The organism is Flavobacterium adiutor, from assembly GCF_048282555.1.
GTDB lineage: Bacteria > Bacteroidota > Bacteroidia > Flavobacteriales > Flavobacteriaceae > Flavobacterium.
Window position 1 is genome coordinate 2,655,335 of sequence record NZ_CP182487.1, and the last position, 21,099, is coordinate 2,676,433.

The following is a 21,099-nucleotide window of genomic DNA, read 5'->3' on the forward strand; positions in this document are numbered from 1 at the left end:
CATAATAGACATTAAAATTAAAACCTTATCAATTGTCATGAATATCATAAATAAATTAAAGATTATTTTTCTTGTTATAGGAAATTTTATGCTTGCATCAAACCCCGTCAATGCAACTGATAAAACTGATTACAAGACACCTCCACAATATATTGAACATAAAACCTCAAAAAATGCATTTTCTATTGTTGCTAATGGAAAATCAGCATCCATCTATATCGATGGTTCTGATTGGAAAGGGATTATTCGTGCCGCTAATGATTTAGCTGATGATGTGCGAAAAGTTTCAGGAGTTAAACCGGAGATTTTTGAAAAATTAAGTTATCCTTCAAAAGGAGTAATTTTAATTGGAACCATTGGAAAAAGCAAATTAATTGACCAATTAATCGCCGATAAAAAAATTGACGTTTCAGGTATAAAAGGGCAGTGGGAATCTTTTGTTATTCAAACGGTCGATGGTAATTTGATCGTAGCCGGAAGTGACAAACGTGGAACCATTTATGGAATCTATGATATTTCTGAAAAAATTGGGGTTTCTCCTTGGTATTTTTGGGCTGATGTTCCCGCTAAAAAAAGTAACCAATTATATGTCAAATCTGGGCGATATGTTCAGCAATCTCCAAAAGTGAAGTACCGTGGAATTTTCATTAATGATGAATGGCCTTCTTTCGGCGGTTGGGCTACCGCTAAATTTGGAGGAATCAATTCCAAAATGTATGTCAATATGTTTGAATTGCTTTTGCGTTTGAAAGCCAATTATCTGTGGCCGGCTATGTGGAGTAGTGCTTTTAATGAAGATGATCCAATGAGTCCGGCTTTAGCTGACGAATACGGTATTGTAATGGGAACTTCGCATCACGAGCCAATGATGCGTTCCCAAAAAGAATATTCGAAACGTAAGCAGGAAATAGGACCTTGGGACTTTGTTAGCAATAGTAAAAATCTTGAAAAATTTTGGTTTGAAGGTCTTAATCGAAATAAGAATTATGAAAACCTGATTACGATGAGTATGCGTGGTGATGGTGATGTGGCTATGGGAAAAGGAAATGATCTTGATAATATTAAAACCTTAGAGAATGTAATAAAAAGTCAACGAGACATCATTCAAAAAGTCTATAATGACGATCCTGCTAATCATCCGCAACTATGGGCTATTTTTACCGAAGTACAGCGCTATTATGATGCAGGGTTTAATGTTCCTGATGATATTACGCTATTGTTTTGTGATAACAATTGGGGCTACATAAGACGTATTGCTCCGCCAAAAGAAAAAAACAGAAAAGGCGGAAGCGGTTTATATTATCACATAGATATGAATGGTGGACCTAATAACGACAGATGGGTTAATACGACAACTATTCCTAAGCTTCAGGAACAATTTAATCTGGCTTATCAAAGCGGTCTTGACCGTATCTGGATTGTTAATGTGGGCGATTTGAAACCGAAAGAACTTCCTATTGACTTCATTATGCATTTTGCCTGGAATCCGGATGCTTATCCTGCAAACAAAACATTCGATTATACGGTTAACTGGGCTAAAAGCATTTTTGGAAAGGAACATGCCGAAGAAATCGCAGATATTGTTTCTAAATATTCCAAATACAATTTGTTAAGAAAAGCCGAAGTGCAAACACCGCAAATTTTTAGTTATGTAAATCATAATGAAGCCGATCGAATGCTCCAACTTTGGAAAGACGTTACAGCAAAAGCGGAAGCATTGGAAACTAAAATTGCCCCGGAACTAAAAGACGCTTATTATCAACTTGTACTTTATCCAACTAAAGCTTCGGCTGGTGTTGCAGAAATGTATCTTTCAGTGGGCAAAAATCAACTTTATGCTGCACAAGGAAGGGTGAGTGCTAACGATTATGCACAGCGAGCAAGGAATCTTTTTGCACTGGATAAAAAATTGAGCGATTATTATAATGGTGAGATGTCAAACGGGAAGTGGAAAAATATGATGTCAGACATTCATATTGGTTATACCAGTTGGCAAATGCCAAAAGAAAATAAACTACCTGAATTAAAAGAAGTGACACCACTTACCGAACCTACAATGGGAATTGCTATCGAAGGTTCAGAGGCGGCATGGCCAGGAAATGCTGAAAAGCCACAGCTTCCGGTCTTTGATAAGCTTAAAAAGCAATCTTATTATATAGAGATATTCAATCGTGGTACAGGATCTTTTGAATTTGAAGCAAAGGCAAATCAGCCTTGGATTAAATTAAGTAGTACTAAAGGAAAAATAGAGAAAGAAGTTCGAATAATGGTTGATGTCGATTGGAAAAAAATGCCTGATGGAACATCAAATGGTATCGTAGAAATTAAAAAAGGGAATGAAATTATTCCCGTATCGGTTAGAGCTCTAAAAGCAGCTATGCCAAAATTAAGAGAATCATTTTTTGGGAATTTTACGGGTGAATTTACGATACCAGCCTATCAATTTAATAACAATAAGCCTGGAAAAAATGCACAATGGATTGTCCTTCCGGATTTAGGAAAAGGCAAAGCAAATATGGGAATAGTTCCTGTAACAGCTCCAAGTACTACAGCTGAGGATGGAGCAACATTGGAGTACAAAGTATTGCTGTCCAAAACGGGTAAAACAACGGTTTGTTTAGGAATCTTACCTACTCAGGATGTTCATCCTCAACGAGGGTTGAGAATTGCTGTGGCATTGAATAATCAAACGCCTCAGCTATTGGATGCTAGAAAAGGATTTTACGATGAATTCAAAGAATATACCCCTGAAGTTTTAGCCAGATCGTCCGTTTTAAAACCGTATCCGGTAATCAATAAAAATATTGCGCTGATTGGTGCAGGTCAATTCCGTAAAAATGAGATTTTTGATAATATGCGTTGGCTGGATTTTGAAGTGGAGGTAAAAGAACCAGGAATTCATACTTTGAAAATAATTATGATTGATCCCGAAATAGTAGTTGAAAAAATAGTGGTAAATCCTGATAACAAGTATCCAAGTTACTTTGGAGCACCACCAGTTTTACACAACTCAAAATAAATTTAAAAAAACAAACCTTTATAAAAAAAATGAAAAAATATCATTCTTTCTTGTTACTGATTATACCTTCTTTTTTATGGGCGATTGGAGGTAAAAGTTATGTGTCAACTATTAAAGCGAAGGAAAATTTTACATTATCCGCAGCAGGAAAATCATCACCACTATGTATTAATTCAAGCGATTATGTGGGAGTAATTAGGGCATTAAAAGATTTGAAAGCTGATATTGGTAAGGTAACTAATGCAGAGCCATCTATAGTTTATGATAAGTTGCCAAGTCAAAAAGAGATTGTAATTGTCGGGACATTAGGAAAAAGTCCTGTTATCGATCAATTGGTAAAAAAAGGAAAACTGGATGTAAAAAGTATTCAGGGAAAGTGGGAAAATTTTCTTATTCAGGTAATTGACAAACCTTTTAAAGGTGTCGACAAAGCATTTGTCATAGTAGGTAGTGATAAAAGAGGAACTATTTACGGGATTTATGATGTGTCGGAGCAAATAGGGGTTTCTCCGTGGCATTTTTGGGCAGATGTTCCTGCAGATCATAAAGATAAGCTGTATGTAAAACCAATTCGAAATATTGAAGGACCAAGTGTAAAATATAGAGGGGTTTTTATTAATGATGAAGCTCCTGCACTTACAGGTTGGATCAAAGAAAAATACGGTATGGCTAAACCTAGCCAAAATCCACCTGTGGGAAAAAATGTGGTGAATTATGGTCGTGAGTTTTACGCAACCGTTTTTGAATTATTACTTCGAATAAAGGCTAACTATTTATGGCCTGCAATGTGGAGCAATGCTTTTAATGAGGATGATCCTGAAAATCCACGTCTTGCTAATGAATATGGTATTGTTATGGGAACGTCTCATCAGGAACCAATGGTACGTTCGCAGCAAGAATGGGATCGTCGTTATATTAGAACTCTTGGACATTGGGATTATTCAAAACATCCTGATACTCTTGAAAGTTTTTGGAGAAAAGGAATAAGAAGAAATAAAGACTACGAAAGCATTGTAACTATGGGACTTCGTGGCGCTAATGACTCTGAAATGAAAGGGGAAATGAAAGATAATATTGCGATGGTAGAAAAAATTGTCAGAAACCAGCAAACAATTATCAGTGAGGAAATGGATAAAGATATCAGCGAAGTGCCTCAAGCTTGGTGTCTTTATAAAGAAATAATGGAATATTATAATAACGGTTTAAGAGTTCCGGACAATATTACATTGCTTTGGGCAGATGACAACTGGGGAAATATTCGAAGATTACCAAACGAAGCGGAACGTAAGCGCAGTGGAGGTGCAGGGGTTTATTATCATTTTGATTATCATGGTGATCCAAGAAGTTACGAATGGATAAATACTAATCCTCTTCCGAAAATATGGGATCAAATGTCACTTGCCAAAGAGTATGGAGCTGATAAAATTTGGGTAGTAAACGTAGGTCATTTCAAAGGATACGAATTACCAATGGAGTATTTTATGAGTCTGGGTTGGAATACCAATCGTTGGAACAATTCTAATATAAATGAATTTACACAACTTTGGGCTACAAGAGAATTTGGAGAAGAATATGGTGCAGAAATTGCCGATATTCTTTCAAAATACGGAAAGTTTAATGGTCGTTGCAAACCAGAATCTTTAAATGCATCTACTTATAGTCTAATCCATTATAACGAATTTGAAACCGTTGTTGCTGATTATAATGCAATCAGAGAACGAGCAGAAGCAATCTATGATAAGTTACCGCAAGAAAAGCGTGATGCATTTTATCAGATTGTATTATTTCCTGTTAAAGCATGTGCTATAGTTAATGAGTTGTATTTTTCAGCTGCAAAAAATCAATTGTATGCCAGCCAAAAACGTTCGAGTACGAATGAAATGGCTTTACGAACAAGAAAATTATTTGAGGCTGATACTACTTTGATGTCGCATTACAATCATATATATGCTGATGGGAAGTGGAATCATTTTATGGATCAGACGCATCTTGGTTACACTGATTGGATGCCGCCAAGAAAAAATAGTTTGAACGCTGTCAAACTTGATGAAATTCAAATTCCTGACGAGGCTTTAATGGGAATTGCTCCAGAAGGTAATGAATTGATTGGGTCAGATTCTAATTCAAAAATTTCATTACCTCAATTTGATATTTTTAATAATCAAAAACATTATGTCGAAATTTTCAATAAAGGGAATAAAGCTTTTGATTATACCATAACTTCCGATGTGCCATGGCTTAAGATAAGCGATGCAAAAGGAACAATCAACGTTGCAGATAAACGCGTTTGGTTTGAGTTAAATGAGCAACAATTACCAAAAGGTAGCTCTGATGGTATTGTAAAAATTACGGGTGCAGGAAATGAAGTTGTAATACATGTAAATGCTTTTAATCCTGTTGAAAATAAAGATAAAATAAAAGGTTTTATTGAGAGTGGAGGACTTATTTCTATTGAAGCAGAGCATTTTACAACAAACAAAGAGAATGGAGTTCGCAAATGGATTAAAGTGGAAGATTATGGTTTAACTTTATCAGGAATGAGAGCCACAGCTCCAGCAAATGCCGCAGCTGCTGTTCCTGGAAAAGATGCACCGTTTATGGAATATCCTGTGTATTTATTTTCAAAAGATAGTGTAGAAATTACATTGATAACTTCACCTTTATTAAACTATATGCCTGACAGGGATATCAAAATTGCCGTGTCATTTGATGATGAAGCACCAACTTACATTACCAATGTTCCTGATAAGTTTAAAGTACACTGGTCAAATCCAGCTTGGGCAAAAACAGTGGTAAAACAGGCCAGACAATGTAAAGCAACACTGAAAATTCCAAATCCGGGAGCTCACAAATTAAAAGTATGGATGATTGATCCGGGAGTAGTGGTTCAAAAAATTGTTTTAGATACAGGAGGAGTGAAGCAATCGCACCTTGGTCCTACTGAGAGTGTCTTTTTGAAATAATTCATTTTTTTTTTAAGAGATATATAAATGAATTCAATTTTCAACATTAAATTAGAAATGAAAAAAACAGTTGCCTTTTTAATCTTACTATTCACAACTTTACATCTTCATGCCGAAGACGGTCATCATCTTTGGTTAAGGGCAAAAAGTACCGGAGTGGTAAATGTTATTAGTGTTCATAAATCTTCGACCATAGCTATAGCTAAACAGGAATTGCAGCAAGCTTGGCAAGGAAAAAATAATGCTAAACTTGTTTTAACAATAAAAAAGCACAAAGGAATTAAAGGTGACGGTTTCAAACTGTCTGAAAATGAGATTCAAGCCAATACAGAATTAGGTATTTTGTATGGTGCGTATGAACTTTTACGTCGTCAGCAAACAGGACAAACTATAGATACTGGAATAAATAATCCATCTTACGAACGCAGAATTTTAAACCATTGGGATAATCTGGACGGATCTATTGAACGCGGTTATGCTGGTAATTCCATATTTTGGCATGATATGGAAAAAGGTTATGCAGTAACCGATAAGGATAAAGCACTTTGGAAAGAATATGCACGTGCTAATGCTTCTATTGGAATTAATGGAACGGTATTAAATAATGTTAACTCTTCAAAGTTAATGCTTACAAGTCAATGTCTGGAAAAAGTAAAGGTAATCGCTGAAGTTTTACACCCTTATGGCATGAAGACCTATCTTTCAGTTAAATTTTCTTCACCAACATTAATAGGTGGTTTAAAAACTTCTGATCCCTTAAACCCAGAAGTGATAAAATGGTGGAAAGATAAGACAAAAGAAATTTATAAAATGATACCCGATTTTGGAGGTTTTTTAATTAAAGCCAATAGTGAAGGTGAACCAGGTCCTCAAGATTATGGACGTACACATTCCGATGGAGCTAATATGCTTGCCGATGCAGTTAAACCTTACGGAGGTATTATTATGTGGCGTGCTTTTGTATATGCAGTTAATAGTAAGGATCGTGCTGGTCAGGCATATAATGAGTTTATACCTCTTGATGGTCAGTTTCGTGACAATGTCATTATTCAGGTAAAAAATGGACCTGTTGATTTTCAGCCACGCGAACCATTCAATCCGCTCTTTGGAGCAATGAAAAAAACATCTGTAATGCCCGAATTACAAATAACTCAGGAATATCTTGGGCATTCAGAACAATTAGTCTATTTGGCAAAAATGTGGGAAGAGTTCCTGAAAAGTGATACTCATCAGGAAGGTGTGGGAAGTACTGTTGCCCGTACAACTGATGGAAGTATTTTTTCTCAAAAATATACAGCAATTGCAGGTGTAGCCAATATTGGTTTAGATGCTAATTGGTGTGGTCATCATTTTGCACAGTCCAATTGGTATGCATTTGGTCGAATGGCATGGAATAATCAAATTACAAGTGAAAAAATGGCTGATGAATGGCTGAAGTTAACTTTTTCTCCTACAGAAGAAATGAATACTAATCCAACAGATTGGCAAACAAATTTTTTAGTTCCAATAAAAAAACTCATGCTGGATAGTTATGAAGCAGTTGTACGTTATTCAATGCCACTGGGACTTCACCATATTTTTGCAGGTTTGAATAATACTCATTATGGTCCTGGCCCATGGTTTGGTCCTAAAGGTATTCGCACCGATTGGACTGCTGCCTATTATCATAAAGCAGATAGTTTTGGTATTGGTTTCGATCGAACTACAAAAGGTTCAGGCGCAGTAAATCAATATCATGAGCCATTGAAAAGTCAGTTTGAGAATGTAGAAAGTTGTCCTGAAATCTATTTATTATGGTTCCATCATTTGCCTTGGGATTATAAAATGAAAAATGGACGTATGCTTTGGGATGAGTTATGCTACACTTATGATAAAGGTTTAAATGAAGTGCGTCAATTTCAAAAAATATGGGACAAAGTACAGCCTTATATTGACGAACAGCGATTTTATGAAGTTCAAAGTAAACTACGTCGTCAATGTAGAGATGCCCAAATATGGAAAGATGGCTGCTTGCTTTATTTTCAACAATTCAGTAAAAGACCTATCCCATTTGATATTGGACGTCCTGTATATGATTTGGATTATTTGTTAAAAACTGATTTAACAAAGACTTTAAATTAGACAAAACAAAATCAACAGAAATTATACAGAACTTTTTAATGAACAAAACTTAACTAATAAAAAAAGGCTGTTCTTACTTTTCGTACGGACTCTTTGATATATTTTGCTCAAAAGCGGACTTACTTCAGAATTCGCAAATTGAGCCTGGGATAATAATTCAGAACTGAAACAGGAGGATTTTAAATGAGAAAAAGGATTGTTTTTATTCCCAATTTGACTAAATTTAAAGAACAAACCCTGTTGTAATAATTTTTAGATAGCAAAAGCACGGTTTTTAGATTTACACAGTAAAAAACAGTTATGAAAAATACCATAAAAATAATATTCCCATACGATCAAAGTCTTATAAAGGAATTACCTTTAATTGATAAAGCCAACATCGAAAAAATATTGGTCACTGCTTATAATCTATTTAATGATCAGCAAAATTGGATTCCGGCTTTTAAAAGAATTGAAATATTAGAAAAAGCAGCTTCAATAATGAAGGACAGAAGTGAGGAACTAATTCATATTGCGATCAGTGAAGGAGGAAAACCTTATAAAGACTCAAAAGCAGAAATACTGAGAGCTATAAAAGGGGTGAAATTAGCAGCGGAACATATAGCTCATATTAAAGGAGAACAAATTCCGATGGCACTTACAGAAGCTTCTGTTAACAGAATTGCTTTTACATCAAAAGAACCTATTGGAGTTGTGGCAGCTGTCAGCGCATTCAATCATCCATTAAATTTAGCTGTACATCAAATTGTTACTGCTTTTGCAGCAGGTTGCCCGGTCATATTTAAACCCGCAAGCAGCACACCCTTGTCTGGTCTTGCTTTAGCCGGTATTTTAAAAGAAGCCGGTTTACCAGATGGATGGCTGCAAGTAATTTTATGTGACAATGAAACTGCAGAATTATTAGTTACAGACACGAGAGTCAATTTCCTGACTTTTATTGGTTCTGCAAAAGTTGGCTGGTCTTTAAAAAGCAAATTGTCTCCGGGAACGCGTGCAGCATTAGAGCATGGTGGAGCCGCTCCGGTAATTGTAGAAAGTGATGCTGATTTTACTGACATGATTCCGGATTTAGTAAAAGGAGGCTTTTATCACGCAGGTCAGGTCTGTGTTTCAGTTCAGAAGATTTATGTAAACCAGGAAATTGTGAACCATTTTGTTGATCAGTTTTCTGAGGCAACGCAAAAATTAATTGTTGGAAATCCGTTTGAAGAAAATACAGATGTAGGTTCGCTAATAACACCCAATGAAGTTAATCGTGTCGAGGAATGGGTTAACGAAGCAATTGAAGAAGGAGCTAAATTAATAACGGGTGGAAAACGTATTTCTGACACAACATTTCAACCAACAGTTTTATTTAATCCGTCAGAGGATTCTAAAGTGTCTAAATACGAAATTTTCGGCCCTGTGGTCTGTATATATCCTTTCACAAGTAGGGAAGAGGCCATAAGAAAAGCAAATGCATTAGACGTTCATTTTCAGGCCGCTGTTTTTACAAAAAATATTGACGCTGCATTAGACATAACAAAAAAACTAAATGCTACAGCTGTCATGATAAACGACAATACCGCTTTTAGAGTCGATTGGATGCCTTTTGGCGGAAGAGATGCTTCTGGTCTTGGAATGGGAGGAATATCGTATACAATAAATGACATGACAAGAGAAAAGCTAATGGTATTTAAAAGCAAATCACTCTAAATATTAAAGATATAAAAGAGCAACAAAATTTTCCAGTAAATACTCAAAATTTCGCATCACATTAATTACTAGTTTTGATGCTTATATCTGGAATAAAAAAAATTAAGACATTATGAAGAGTATAGGATTTTTATCATTTGGACATTGGTCAAATAATCCATCCTACGGATCTCGTACAGCAGGAGATACACTTCTACAATCAATCGATTTAGCTGTAGCAGCAGAAGAATTAGGTATAGACGGAGCTTATTTTCGGGTACATCATTTTGCGCAACAGTTAGCCTCACCTTTTCCTTTACTTTCTGCTATTGGTGCCAAAACGAATAAAATCGAAATAGGAACAGGCGTAATCGATATGAGGTATGAAAATCCGTTGTACATGCTGGAGGATGCGGGTGCTGCCGATTTAATAGCGGGAGGGCGTTTACAATTGGGGATAAGCAGAGGATCACCAGAGCAGGTTATAGACGGTTGGCGTTATTTTGGCTATGAACCTAATGAAAATGAAACAGATGCAGACATGGGACGCCAAAAAGCACTGCAATTTTTAGAAGGGCTTAAAGGAAAAGGATTTGCAGAGCCAAATCCATATCCAATGTTTCCAAATCCACCGGGATTATTACGTATAGAACCACATTCAGAAGGATTGAGAGAAAGAATCTGGTGGGGTGCCGCATCTAACGCAACCGCTGTTTGGGCTGCCGAAAACGGCATGCATTTGCAAAGTTCTACGCTTAAGTACGACGAAAATGGCAAACCTTTTCATATTCAGCAAGCGGAACAAATACGATTGTATAAAGATGCCTGGAAAAAAGCCGGACATCAACGTGAACCAAGAATTTCGGTAAGTCGTTCGATTTTTGCCTTGATGAATGATCAGGACAAGTATTATTTTGGTTCCCAAGGAAAAGGAGCTGATAGTTTTGGTTATATTGAGCGTGATAAAAGAGCTATTTTCGGAAAAAGTTATGCTGCGGAGCCGGACAAATTAATAGCAGAACTGTCTCATGATGAAGCTATTCAGGAGGCTGATACCATCCTTCTTACTATTCCAAATACTCTAGGTGTCGAGTATAATGTACATATTTTGTCATCAATTTTAGAGTACATTGCACCAGAATTAGGTTGGCGATAAATTTTAAAAAAAGAAACAAAAAGGCTGTCCTTAGTTTTTCGGACAGCCTCTTAAATTTATACTTAAAACAAATTTTATTATCTAAAATTTCAAATGACTACACTATTAATTACAAGAATTATCTTTCTTTTTAAATAAATTATTCAATTAATATTTTTTTAGTAGTTGTACCGGAATTTTGATATATCGTCACAAAGTATAAACCTTTGTGAAGTTTCGTTCTAATGAGTTGATTGGTATTAGATTTTAGATTTTTTGTTTCGTATAATTGCTCGCCACTAACTGAGTATAGTGCTAAAGAATAATTTTCGTCTGATTGCGAAGATAAATAGATGTTAAATTCTCCTCCAGTTGCTGGATTAGGATATATTTTAACATGAGTGTCAATTTCTATATTATCTGCTGGGGTACTTTTCTCAATTGCACTTTTTGCCGTAGTGCCTACTTTATTGAACTTAAATAATTGACATGAAGTACCGTAATATTCCCAAAGCTGGAGATTTACTGTACCGTCCATAGTACAATTGGATACATCCCAGCCTTTTGATGTATTAACGGGGGATTTTATACTATAATAGCCATTGCCAACATCGGTTACCAGCCATTTTTGAGCATCATTACTGTAATTATCCCAAAGTCTTATCGATTTTCCATTCGTTGCGTCTGCACTCTCGAGATCTATTACACGCCCTGTCGAACTTGCGTTTGATTTAAAACGCCAATAGCCATTACCGGCATCAATAGCAATCCATTGTTGCGCTGTTGCTCCTGATTTATCCCAAGGACGAATTACAGTACCATTTGCATTAGTTCCATATTTAAGATCCAGAACTTTATTTGAGTTTGTTTTAAATTCAATCTCATAAACAGCATTATTTATTAGTGTATTACAGCTTTGTGAAGGTATATTATTGTTTGCATATTCAGAGAACCATTGCTTAACTGGTGCAGCACAAGATTCCCAACTATTATTGAAAGCGGTTGTAACATTGTATGGATCTGCGTTTGTTATAAGTCCTTCAGGAGCAAGTAAATTCCAACTACAATTTCCTGTAGCATCGATCCTGCCTTTCAAATTAAGACCAAAACCGCTTGTTGTTCCCGTACCCCATGTTTCATCACCAGAAGGCGACCAATCTGTTTCGGTTATCATAATAGGTGCTACATTAGCAATCGGTTGTACATTTGCATTCCAGGCATTATTAAAGCTGGTTGCGTTTTCTGCATTTGCCCCCCAATACCCTGGATAAACATGAACAGCATAACCTATATTACCTCCCGTTATCAAATGATTTGGATATCCTTGGTAATGAGACTGATATCCTGTTCCTGGTATCCAGCAAACATTATTAGCACCATTGGCTCTAATTTTATTTACTATATCCTGAAAGAAATTATGTAAAGCGGTAAAATGCTCATCACCAGTGGCTCCCCAATTCCCATTTGTTCCCAATATTTCTATGGGCTCATTGGCTAATTCAAACATAACATTATCTACATTTTTTAAATTTGGATGGTTTGATAAATACTGCCATACAGTTCTTAAGTAATTATGGTAGTTGTCTCCAAAAGCAATTCGATTAGGACATACTCCCGGGGGACGAAGTACCACATAGAGACCTCTGGTTCTGGCATGATTAATCAGCGGGATTATAACTTGGTCTACATAAGTCACCAGTCTATTATAGTTAAAACATGAGATATTATTTTCGCCTGCAGAACAGCCAGGTGTATTTGTCCAGTAGGGATCAATATGAAGTCTTATATAATTTAATTTCCATCCGTTATTTGTGTTTGTGAGTGCATCCATAACAGCATTATTATAAGTTAGACAGCCCTGGACATTATAATTGTCCCATCGGCATTGGTTATAAGAACAACCATTAAACCAGGGACTGGGCGTTATAGCAACACCATGAAGTAAAACATTTTTTCCGCATGGATCCTTTAAATTTTTGCCTTCAACATGCAGAGGAGGTAATGGCATTCCCGGCCATGCAAATAATTCCATTAGAGGAATGAACAGTAAAAATAGAAAAAGTAATTTTCGAAATTTTTTCATAAGTTATGGTTTTAATAGTTAGTAAAAACAACCTTCTTATTAAGTAGGTTTTTACTGCTAATTTAGGAATAAATATGTTTTAAAAACAACCGATTGTCTTATTTTTTGATACTTTATTTTAAATTTTTAAAAACTCAGTGTAGAAGCAATTAAAAAAACGAACTAATTGAAAAAAAGGTACTTACCTTTTTTTCCTGCTTTTCTATGCTTATTCAGACTTATGGTAGTGAGTAATTATAGAAATTAAGTTAAATTTGTACCGTGCGAAAAACAATCGTTTACATATTTATTCTTCTTATTGCTTCAAACAGCAGTTTTATACAACAGTTTTATAAACTGCCTGTATTAATTCAGCATTTTGAAGAGCACAAACAATTAATGGATTTAAGCTTTATGGATTTCCTGTCCATGCATTATTGGGGAGAAGATTTAAAAGACAATGACGGAGACCGCGATATGCAATTACCATTTAAAACAATTAGCAACAGTTCATTTCATTTTGTTTTCATTTTAGATGATAAAGATTTACTTCCAGCACCTTTCAATTTAGAATTACCACAATTAAAAATACCAACTTACAGATCTAATCTTCATTCAGATCCTAACCTGCTTTCTTTATTCCGACCTCCGGTAGCATAATTTTTTTTTAAAATTTTTATTCAAGTGGCTGAGACGTACTGTTTCAAGTTGCTCATTTATTATTTTTTAAATTAATACATTATGCTTAATAAAGTAATTCAGTTCTCAGTTAAGAACAAACTGGCAATTGGAATCTTTACATTGCTGTGGATTATCTACGGTGTGTATGAGGTTACCCAATTACCTATTGATGCCGTACCGGACATCACAAATAATCAGGTACAAATTATTACGACAGCTCCATCTCTGGGAGCTGAAGACGTAGAAAGGCTCATCACTTTTCCGATCGAGCAAGCCATTAACAATATTCCGCATCTTAAAGAAAGCCGAAGTATTTCTCGTTTCGGACTCTCACTGGTAAGTGTTGTTTTTGAAGACGATGCTGATGTGTATTGGGCAAGACAGCAGATTACAGAAAGACTCCAGCAGGTAGAAATTGACCGAAATGCCAATAGACCCGAAATGGCTCCAGTCACGACTGGTCTAGGAGAAATCTATCAATATGTTTTAAAACCAAAACCTGGTTACGAAGAGAAATATTCTCTGGAAGATTTAAGAACCATTCAGGACTGGACTATTCGAAGACAACTTTTGGGAACTGCAGGAATTGCTGATGTTTCGACTTTTGGAGGGAAATTAAAACAATATGAAATTGGAGTAAATCCAGCCAGGCTTAAAGCACAAAACTTAACGATAAGCGAAGTTTTTACCGCTTTAAACAACAGTAACGAAAATACTGGAGGAGCTTATATTGAGAAAGGACCAACCGTATCTTATATTAGAAGTACAGGTTTAGCTAAAAGTATTCAAGATATTGAAAACATTGTCATTAAAAGTACACGAGGTGGACTTCCTATTTTAGTGAAAGATGTTGCTGATGTCAAAATTTCTTCGGCAATCCGCTATGGTGCATTGACTACAGACGAATATGGAGAATCTGTCGGTGGAATCGTGATGATGTTAAAAGGAGAAAACGCCAATAATGTTATTGTTAACGTTAAAGATAAAATTGCCGAAATCGAAAAAATCCTTCCGGAAGGTTTAAAGATTGAACCTTTTCTGGATAGAACTAAAATGGTAGATAACGCTATTGGAACTGTAGAAAAAAACTTAATTGAAGGTGCTATAATAGTAGTTTTGATTTTGGTTTTATTCCTCGGAAATCTTAGAGCAGGATTTATTGTGGCCTCTGTTATTCCGTTAGCGATGCTTTTTGCCATTATTATGATGAATACTTTTGGTGTAAGTGGTAATTTAATGAGTCTGGGAGCATTAGATTTCGGATTAATAGTCGATGGAGCCGTAATTATTGTAGAAGCGATTCTGCATCATCTTCACAGTTCAAAAAAATACCAATCTGTTTCAGATATTTCTCAGGAAGAAATGGATAAAGAAGTAACCGGATCAGCTGCACGTATGATGAATGCCGCTGTATTTGGCCAGATTATCATTTTAATCGTATATCTACCCATTCTTTCTTTGCAAGGAATAGAAGGCAAAATGTTTAAGCCAATGGCGCAAACTGTTGCTTTTGCTATTCTTGGAGCTTTTATTTTGTCGCTTACTTATGTGCCAATGGTAAGTGCTTTGTTTTTAAGTAAAAAAATCAGCCCTAAAAAGAATCTTTCTGATCATATCATGGAAAGATTGGAAAATGCTTATGAAGGCTGGTTAAAGAAAGCTTTAATTATTAGAAAAGGAATTGTAATTGCTGCCTTTGTACTGTTTGGAATGGCGCTGTTATTGTTCGGAAGAATGGGAGGAGAGTTTATCCCGCAGTTAGAAGAAGGAGATTTTGCAGTAGAAACCCGTCTGCTTTTAGGAACGAATCTTTCTAAAACTACTGAAACTATCGAAAAAATTTCGAAGGAACTTAAAAAAGACTATCCAGAAGTACAGCAAGTGGTTTCCAGAATTGGTAGTGCGGAAATTCCAACAGATCCCATGCCAATTGAAGGCGGGGATATGATTATTGTTTTAAAAGACAAATCCGAATGGACTAGTGCTTCTTCGTTTCCTGAATTAGCCGACAAAATGACGAAAACGGTAAAACGAATTGCGCCTGGTGTTACCACTGGTTTTCAGTTCCCTGTTCAAATGCGCTTTAACGAATTAATGACAGGAGCCAAACAAGATTTGGTTTGTAAAATTTACGGAGAAGATCTTCAGAAACTTTCTCAATATGCAGAAAAACTAGGAGATATCAGTAAAACCGTTGAAGGAGCAGCCGATTTATATGTAGAAAAAGTAACCGGAATGCCTCAAATCGTAATTGATTACAATTGGACAGAAATGGCTAAATATGGTTTGCGAGTTGCCGATGTAAATGCAACTATTAACGCTGCTTTTGCAGGAGCCATCGCAGGAAGTATTTATGAAGGAGAAAAACGATTTGATATGGTCGTTCGTGTAGAAGACAATGGAAGAAAGGGCATCGAAGATGTTCGAAACCTACTGATTGCGACACCTTCAGGAATGCAGATTCCGCTTTATCAAGTGGCAAAAGTGGAGGAAGTAGAAGGTCCAAACCAAATTCAAAGAGAAAATGCAAAACGCAGAATCATTGTTGGGTTTAATGTCCGCGGTAGAGACGTGCAGTCCATTGTGGAAGAATTACAGCAGAAAGTAAAGCAGCAGATTAAATTTGATCCGGGCTATTATATTACGTATGGCGGTGCTTTTGAGAATTTACAACAGGCAAAAGCGAGACTTGGTGTTGCCCTTCCTGCCGCTTTATTGATGATTTTCGCCCTGCTTTATTTTGCTTTTAGATCATTTAAAGAAGGTATTATTATTTTTACAGCCATTCCGTTATCCGCAATCGGTGGTGTATTTGCCTTATTCTTGCGAGACATGTCTTTTAGTATTTCAGCAGGAGTTGGGTTTATTGCACTTTTTGGTGTAGCTGTATTAAACGGAATCGTATTGATATCCGAATTTAATAGAATTCAAAAACTTGGTGAAATTACTAATCCTTTGGATTTGATCATTTTAGGAACCAAAAATAGATTGCGTCCAGTTGTAATGACTGCAGCAGTTGCCTCATTAGGATTTCTTCCAATGGCATTGAGTAACGGGGCAGGAGCAGAAGTACAGCGTCCGCTGGCAACTGTAGTAATCGGCGGGTTGGTGACGGCTACGCTTTTAACGCTTTTTGTACTACCTGCTATTTTTTTGATGACGTATCACACTAAAGTATTTTCTAAAAAAAAACAAATGAATAACCTAACTCTTTTACTGACTATTCTTTTTATTAGTAATAAGGCAAATGCACAGGAATTACCAATTTCGCTTAACGAATCAATTTCAATTGCCATTCAGAATAACAGAACTATTAAATCGGCTAAATTAAACGAACAGTCTAAGAGCCATTTGCAAAAAACAGGTTACAATCTGCCTCAGACCCAAATAGATGTTGATTATGGTCAGTTTAACAGCGCTCAGAAAGATACCCGATTTGGAATTAGTCAGACTTTTGCTTTTCCTACGGTTTACAGTAATCAGAAAAAAGCACTTCAGGCAGATTTTAATAAGGCTAAAACAGAGGTTCAACTAACTTTGCAGGAGATCAAAACCAAAGTCAGAAATATTTATTACGACTATTTATGGCTTCAGAGTAAAAGAGAACTTTTAGTTTATGCCGACTCGATTTACCGAATTATGGAAAAGAAATCAGATTTGAGATTTACAGCAGGTGAGGCCAATGTTTTAGAAAAAAGTGCATCGCAGTCTGCTCGACAATTTTATAGCAATCAATTGGCAATAATAAATCGAGATGTAGAAATCGCCTTAAATCTGTTTAATTCGGTGTTGCAGGATAAAGTCAATCATGCTCCGAAGAAAGAAAAACTAAAAGCGGTTTTAAATCAGTCTTTGGTTGAAAATTTAAAAACAGAAAACCTTCCTATTATACAGCGTTCGCAATACGAATCTGAATCTGCTAAATGGAGATGGAAAACAGAAAGTGCCAAACTGCTTCCTGAAATTACTTTAGGGTATAATAATTTGAGTATTATCGGAACTCAAACTACTACTTCAGGTCAGGAGATTTACTATGATAGTCAACAGAGATTTAATTATGTAAGCGCTGGTCTTTCAATTCCGATTTTTTTTACAAGTCAGTCTGAACGCAAACGCGCCGCTAAAGCCGAATATGAAAGTTATGAAGTGCTTTCAGAAGCTGCAAAAATTGAGGTAAAAACCACAATTGAAAATGCTGACCGAGAAGTGAAAAAATATCAGGAAAGTTTAGAGTATTATGAAAAAGAGGGATTGAAAAACGCTCAGACGATTATCGAAGCTTCCAGCAGTCAGTTCTACAATGGAGAGATTGATTATCTGCAATGGGTTATAGTCTTGAATCAGGCGATTACAATCAAAAGTGAGTATCTGGACGCATTGAATGCCTATAATAAAGCAGTAATTACATTGCAGAATCTTAATAATATTTAAAATGAAAAAATATATAGCAGCGTTTGCAGGCGCATTAGTACTGTTTTCTTGCGGAAAGAAGCAAAACGAAGAAAACAAAAATGCTGAAGTTAAAAGCATTAACATCATAAAACTAACCAGCACACAGGTTAAAAATGCTGGTTTACAATCTGGAAATCCGACACTTCAGAACATCAAAGAGGTTTTAAAGCTTCAAGGTACGGTAACACTTCCACCTAAGAGTGTGATTAGTATCAGCATTCCATTAGGCGGCTATGTAAAAAGCACCAATTTAATTGCCGGTATGAATGTACAAAAAGGGCAAATTCTAGCAGTCTTAGAAGATATGCAGTTTATTGAATTGCAGCAGGATTATCTGATGGCTAAAGAAAAGTTTGAATTGGCTCAAAATGAATACAAAAGACAAAAAGAGCTTAATGCAAGTAAAGCCGGCAGTGATAAAATTTTGGAACAGATTACAACCGAAATGAGAACACAACACATTAAAATGTCTTCTCTGGAACAAAAATTGAATTTGCTAGGAATTAATGCTAAAACATTAAACGTAAAAAATATTAGCAAAACCATAAAAGTAATTTCACCTATAAACGGATTGGTTTCAAAAGTAAATGTAAATATTGGAAAATATGTAAATCCAACAGATATGCTTTTTGAATTGATCGATAAAAAAGATATTATCCTGACTTTAAATGCATTCGAAAAAGATGTTACTTCTTTGTCAGTTGGTCAGAGGGTAATGGCATTTACTAATAATTCCGATACAAAGAAATATCCTGCTAAGATTGCTTTTATAAATCAAAGTTTAAATGGTGACCGTGCTGCAGAAATTATCTGCAAAGTAAACGCTTATAATCCGGCACTTTTACCTGGTTTGTTTATCAATGCCGAAGTTGAAGTGGAAAACAAAAAAACTTTAACCGTTCCAGAGGATGCTGTAGTACGCTGGGAAGGTAAGTTTTATATTTTTACAGATCTTGGAAATAATCAGTTTAAGATGATGAAAGTAAAGTCAGGAGTCAAAAATGAAGGTTTCTGTCAGGTTACTTCAAATGAGTTGAATAATTCTTCAAAAATCGTTGTAAAAAATGCTTACACTTTATTGATGTCTGCTATGAATAACGATGAATAACAATGATAAACTCTGAATCTTGCATATCCAAAGAGCAAAATGATTCTTTAAAAATTCAAATAAAATGGCGTCAATTGAAAAAGTTGGTGCCGTTTTATTTTTAGCAATCTGATTAGATAAGAATGTTATAAAAATTTACCCTTAAATATTTTTATTATTTTGGGATTGACAAAAGTACTAATACAATTCTGCTTTAATCCTGCAGAGAAAGCGGTTATCAATAAGCTGGAAAAATATAGCTAACTATTACTAATTTACGGAACAAAAAAACAAAAAAAGGAACAAAAGATGGTATTTCTCTTTTGTACCGATTAGTAACAGGAACAGGACAAATTTCAATATTTTTTTGGATAGTGCCTCACAATCTCTCACTGAGTTGGAGGTACCGCAGGGAAAAATATACCGTACTGATATACAGCAGCGGCAGGATGTTCTTCTCAATCACGGCAAGAGCGAATTCATCCCAGAAAGTAGAAGTAAGCGATGCCCATGTCTTCAGCCGCCTGAAGATAAAGATCCGGAAAATCCTGATCAGTGTAAAGAGCAGCAATATAATGGTTAATGCGGTAAGCCAGTTATAAATTGTGTTTCCAAGAATTGCCGGTATGCAAAAAAAAGAGACTTTATTAGTCAATAAAATCTGTTTATGAATTTAAGAAAAAAAATAATTTACCATCTTATACAGGAGAAGCGAATTAATGCTTTTTGGTTTGTTTTATGCTATAAATATATAGTAAGATATACCCCGTAATTCCAGCTAGGACAGATGCGGTAAGCACTGCGAATTTAGCTTCAGTCTGAAGCAGGGGATCTTTAAAGGAAAGCAAGGCAATGAAAATAGACATTGTAAAGCCAATACCGCCCAATATGCCGAGTCCAAGTACATGAGGCCATCGGGTTTCTGGCGGAAGTTCAGAAATTTTAAGTTTTACCGCCAGCCAGGACATGATCAATATTCCGGCAGGCTTGCCTAGAAAGAGTCCTATTACTATACCAAGTCCAAGACTTCCCAACAGCCCACCAACCATGCCACTTTCAAAAGTGATGTTAGTATTAGCAATGGCAAATATTGGCATTATGATGAAGTTTACCGGTATCGTCAGGACATGTTCGAGTTTTTCAAGAGGTGATTCGGTATCATCTTCGTTGGTTGGCAGCGTTAGAGCTGTTAACACCCCCGCAATGGTGGCGTGAATGCCTGAGTGGTGAATCAGGTACCACATGACTGTTCCGGGAATGATATAAAACCATATGTTTTTGACTCCTATCCTGTTCATTACAATCAGAAAAGCCATAATGCAACTTGCATATCCCAGATAAATGAGATGAATTTCATTGGAATAGAAAATAGCAATTACCAATATGGCGATCAAATCATCTACGATGGCAAGTGCAGCAAGAAATATTTTTAATCCCGCAGGCACCCTGTCTCCCAAAATAGAAATAATACCCAGAGCAAATGCGATGTCTGTTGCCATCGGTATGCCCCATCCTATAGCGGTCTGCGGATTATTTCCATTAAAACCCGCATATAGAAGTGCTGGAACAGCCACACCGCCAAGTGCAGCCAGGACAGGAAGCGATGCATGACGGAAGGAAGATAGTTCTCCCTCTACTATTTCTCTTTTAATCTCCAATCCGACAAGCAGAAAAAAAATAGCCATAAGTCCATCATTAATCCAGATTGATAGCGGATAGCGTAAATCGATGGGGCCAAAATTCTTCCCGAGTTTCATCCCGAGCAGTTCTTTGAAAGGCTCCGACCATTCTGTATTAGCAATGGTAAGTGATGCTGCAACACAAAGGAGTAGGAGTATTCCTCCAGAGGAAGAGGAACTAAAAAAACGCTTGAATATATTGAGGTTGATTAATTTTGTCATAGTC

At 36.0% G+C, this 21,099-nt stretch carries 10 protein-coding genes; 8 read left to right on the forward strand and 2 right to left on the reverse strand.

All coding sequences use genetic code 11. From position 1 onward, the window contains the following. The first annotated feature begins 37 nt into the window (after positions 1-37). The 5 genes from ACNC7R_RS11255 (at position 38) to ACNC7R_RS11275 (ending at position 10,933) form a co-directional block, all read left to right on the forward strand. Complete coding sequence (locus tag ACNC7R_RS11255; protein WP_417941183.1) at positions 38-3,019, forward strand: glycosyl hydrolase 115 family protein; 2,982 nt, start codon at positions 38-40, stop codon at positions 3,017-3,019. A 29-nt stretch (positions 3,020-3,048) separates the two neighbouring features. After that, positions 3,049-5,982: a glycosyl hydrolase 115 family protein gene (locus ACNC7R_RS11260; protein WP_417941184.1), complete on the forward strand. Its 2,934-nt coding sequence runs from the start codon at positions 3,049-3,051 to the stop codon at positions 5,980-5,982. A 27-nt stretch (positions 5,983-6,009) separates the two neighbouring features. After that, entirely contained in the window at positions 6,010-8,103 is a 2,094-nt protein-coding gene (locus ACNC7R_RS11265) for an alpha-glucuronidase (RefSeq protein ID WP_417941185.1), read from the forward strand. Between the two features lie 300 nt (positions 8,104-8,403). After that, positions 8,404-9,798 (forward strand): aldehyde dehydrogenase family protein, encoded by a 1,395-nt coding sequence (locus ACNC7R_RS11270; RefSeq protein ID WP_417941186.1) that lies wholly within the window; start codon positions 8,404-8,406, stop codon positions 9,796-9,798. Between the two features lie 112 nt (positions 9,799-9,910). After that, positions 9,911-10,933, forward strand: a complete 1,023-nt coding sequence (locus tag ACNC7R_RS11275; RefSeq protein WP_417941187.1) for an LLM class flavin-dependent oxidoreductase — start codon at positions 9,911-9,913, stop codon at positions 10,931-10,933. Between the two features lie 139 nt (positions 10,934-11,072). Here the strand turns inward: ACNC7R_RS11275 and ACNC7R_RS11280 are convergent, their stop codons facing one another. Beyond that, positions 11,073-12,995, reverse strand: coding sequence for an RICIN domain-containing protein (locus ACNC7R_RS11280; RefSeq protein WP_417941188.1), 1,923 nt, complete (start codon positions 12,993-12,995; stop codon positions 11,073-11,075). Positions 12,996-13,256: 261 nt separating this feature from the next. On the opposite strand from ACNC7R_RS11280, the gene ACNC7R_RS11285 reads away from it, so the two are divergent. From ACNC7R_RS11285 to ACNC7R_RS11295, 3 genes are all read left to right on the forward strand, one after another. Further along, positions 13,257-13,634, forward strand: a complete 378-nt coding sequence (locus tag ACNC7R_RS11285) for a hypothetical protein (RefSeq protein WP_417941189.1) — start codon at positions 13,257-13,259, stop codon at positions 13,632-13,634. An 81-nt stretch (positions 13,635-13,715) separates the two neighbouring features. Next, complete coding sequence (locus ACNC7R_RS11290) at positions 13,716-18,086, forward strand: CusA/CzcA family heavy metal efflux RND transporter (protein WP_417941190.1); 4,371 nt, start codon at positions 13,716-13,718, stop codon at positions 18,084-18,086. Position 18,087: 1 nt separating this feature from the next. Further along, positions 18,088-19,215 (forward strand): efflux RND transporter periplasmic adaptor subunit, encoded by a 1,128-nt coding sequence (locus tag ACNC7R_RS11295; RefSeq protein WP_417941191.1) that lies wholly within the window; start codon positions 18,088-18,090, stop codon positions 19,213-19,215. Between the two features lie 695 nt (positions 19,216-19,910). Here ACNC7R_RS11295 and nhaA read toward each other — a convergent pair. Further along, a complete protein-coding gene (nhaA, locus tag ACNC7R_RS11300) occupies positions 19,911-21,095 on the reverse strand; it encodes a Na+/H+ antiporter NhaA (RefSeq protein ID WP_417941192.1) in 1,185 nt (394 codons plus the stop codon). Between the last annotated feature and the right edge of the window lie 4 nt (positions 21,096-21,099).

What these genes read in the sequence shown, in the direction of transcription:
- ACNC7R_RS11280 (WP_417941188.1), bottom strand. Translation starts at nt 12,995, where the DNA reads ATGAAAAAATTTCGAAAATTACTTTTTCTATTTTTACTGTTCATTCCT.
- ACNC7R_RS11290 (WP_417941190.1), top strand. Translation starts at nt 13,716, where the DNA reads ATGCTTAATAAAGTAATTCAGTTCTCAGTTAAGAACAAACTGGCAATT.
- ACNC7R_RS11275 (WP_417941187.1), top strand. Translation starts at nt 9,911, where the DNA reads ATGAAGAGTATAGGATTTTTATCATTTGGACATTGGTCAAATAATCCA.
- ACNC7R_RS11255 (WP_417941183.1), top strand. Translation starts at nt 38, where the DNA reads ATGAATATCATAAATAAATTAAAGATTATTTTTCTTGTTATAGGAAAT.
- nhaA (WP_417941192.1), bottom strand. Translation starts at nt 21,095, where the DNA reads ATGACAAAATTAATCAACCTCAATATATTCAAGCGTTTTTTTAGTTCC.
- ACNC7R_RS11270 (WP_417941186.1), top strand. Translation starts at nt 8,404, where the DNA reads ATGAAAAATACCATAAAAATAATATTCCCATACGATCAAAGTCTTATA.
- ACNC7R_RS11295 (WP_417941191.1), top strand. Translation starts at nt 18,088, where the DNA reads ATGAAAAAATATATAGCAGCGTTTGCAGGCGCATTAGTACTGTTTTCT.
- ACNC7R_RS11260 (WP_417941184.1), top strand. Translation starts at nt 3,049, where the DNA reads ATGAAAAAATATCATTCTTTCTTGTTACTGATTATACCTTCTTTTTTA.
- ACNC7R_RS11265 (WP_417941185.1), top strand. Translation starts at nt 6,010, where the DNA reads ATGAATTCAATTTTCAACATTAAATTAGAAATGAAAAAAACAGTTGCC.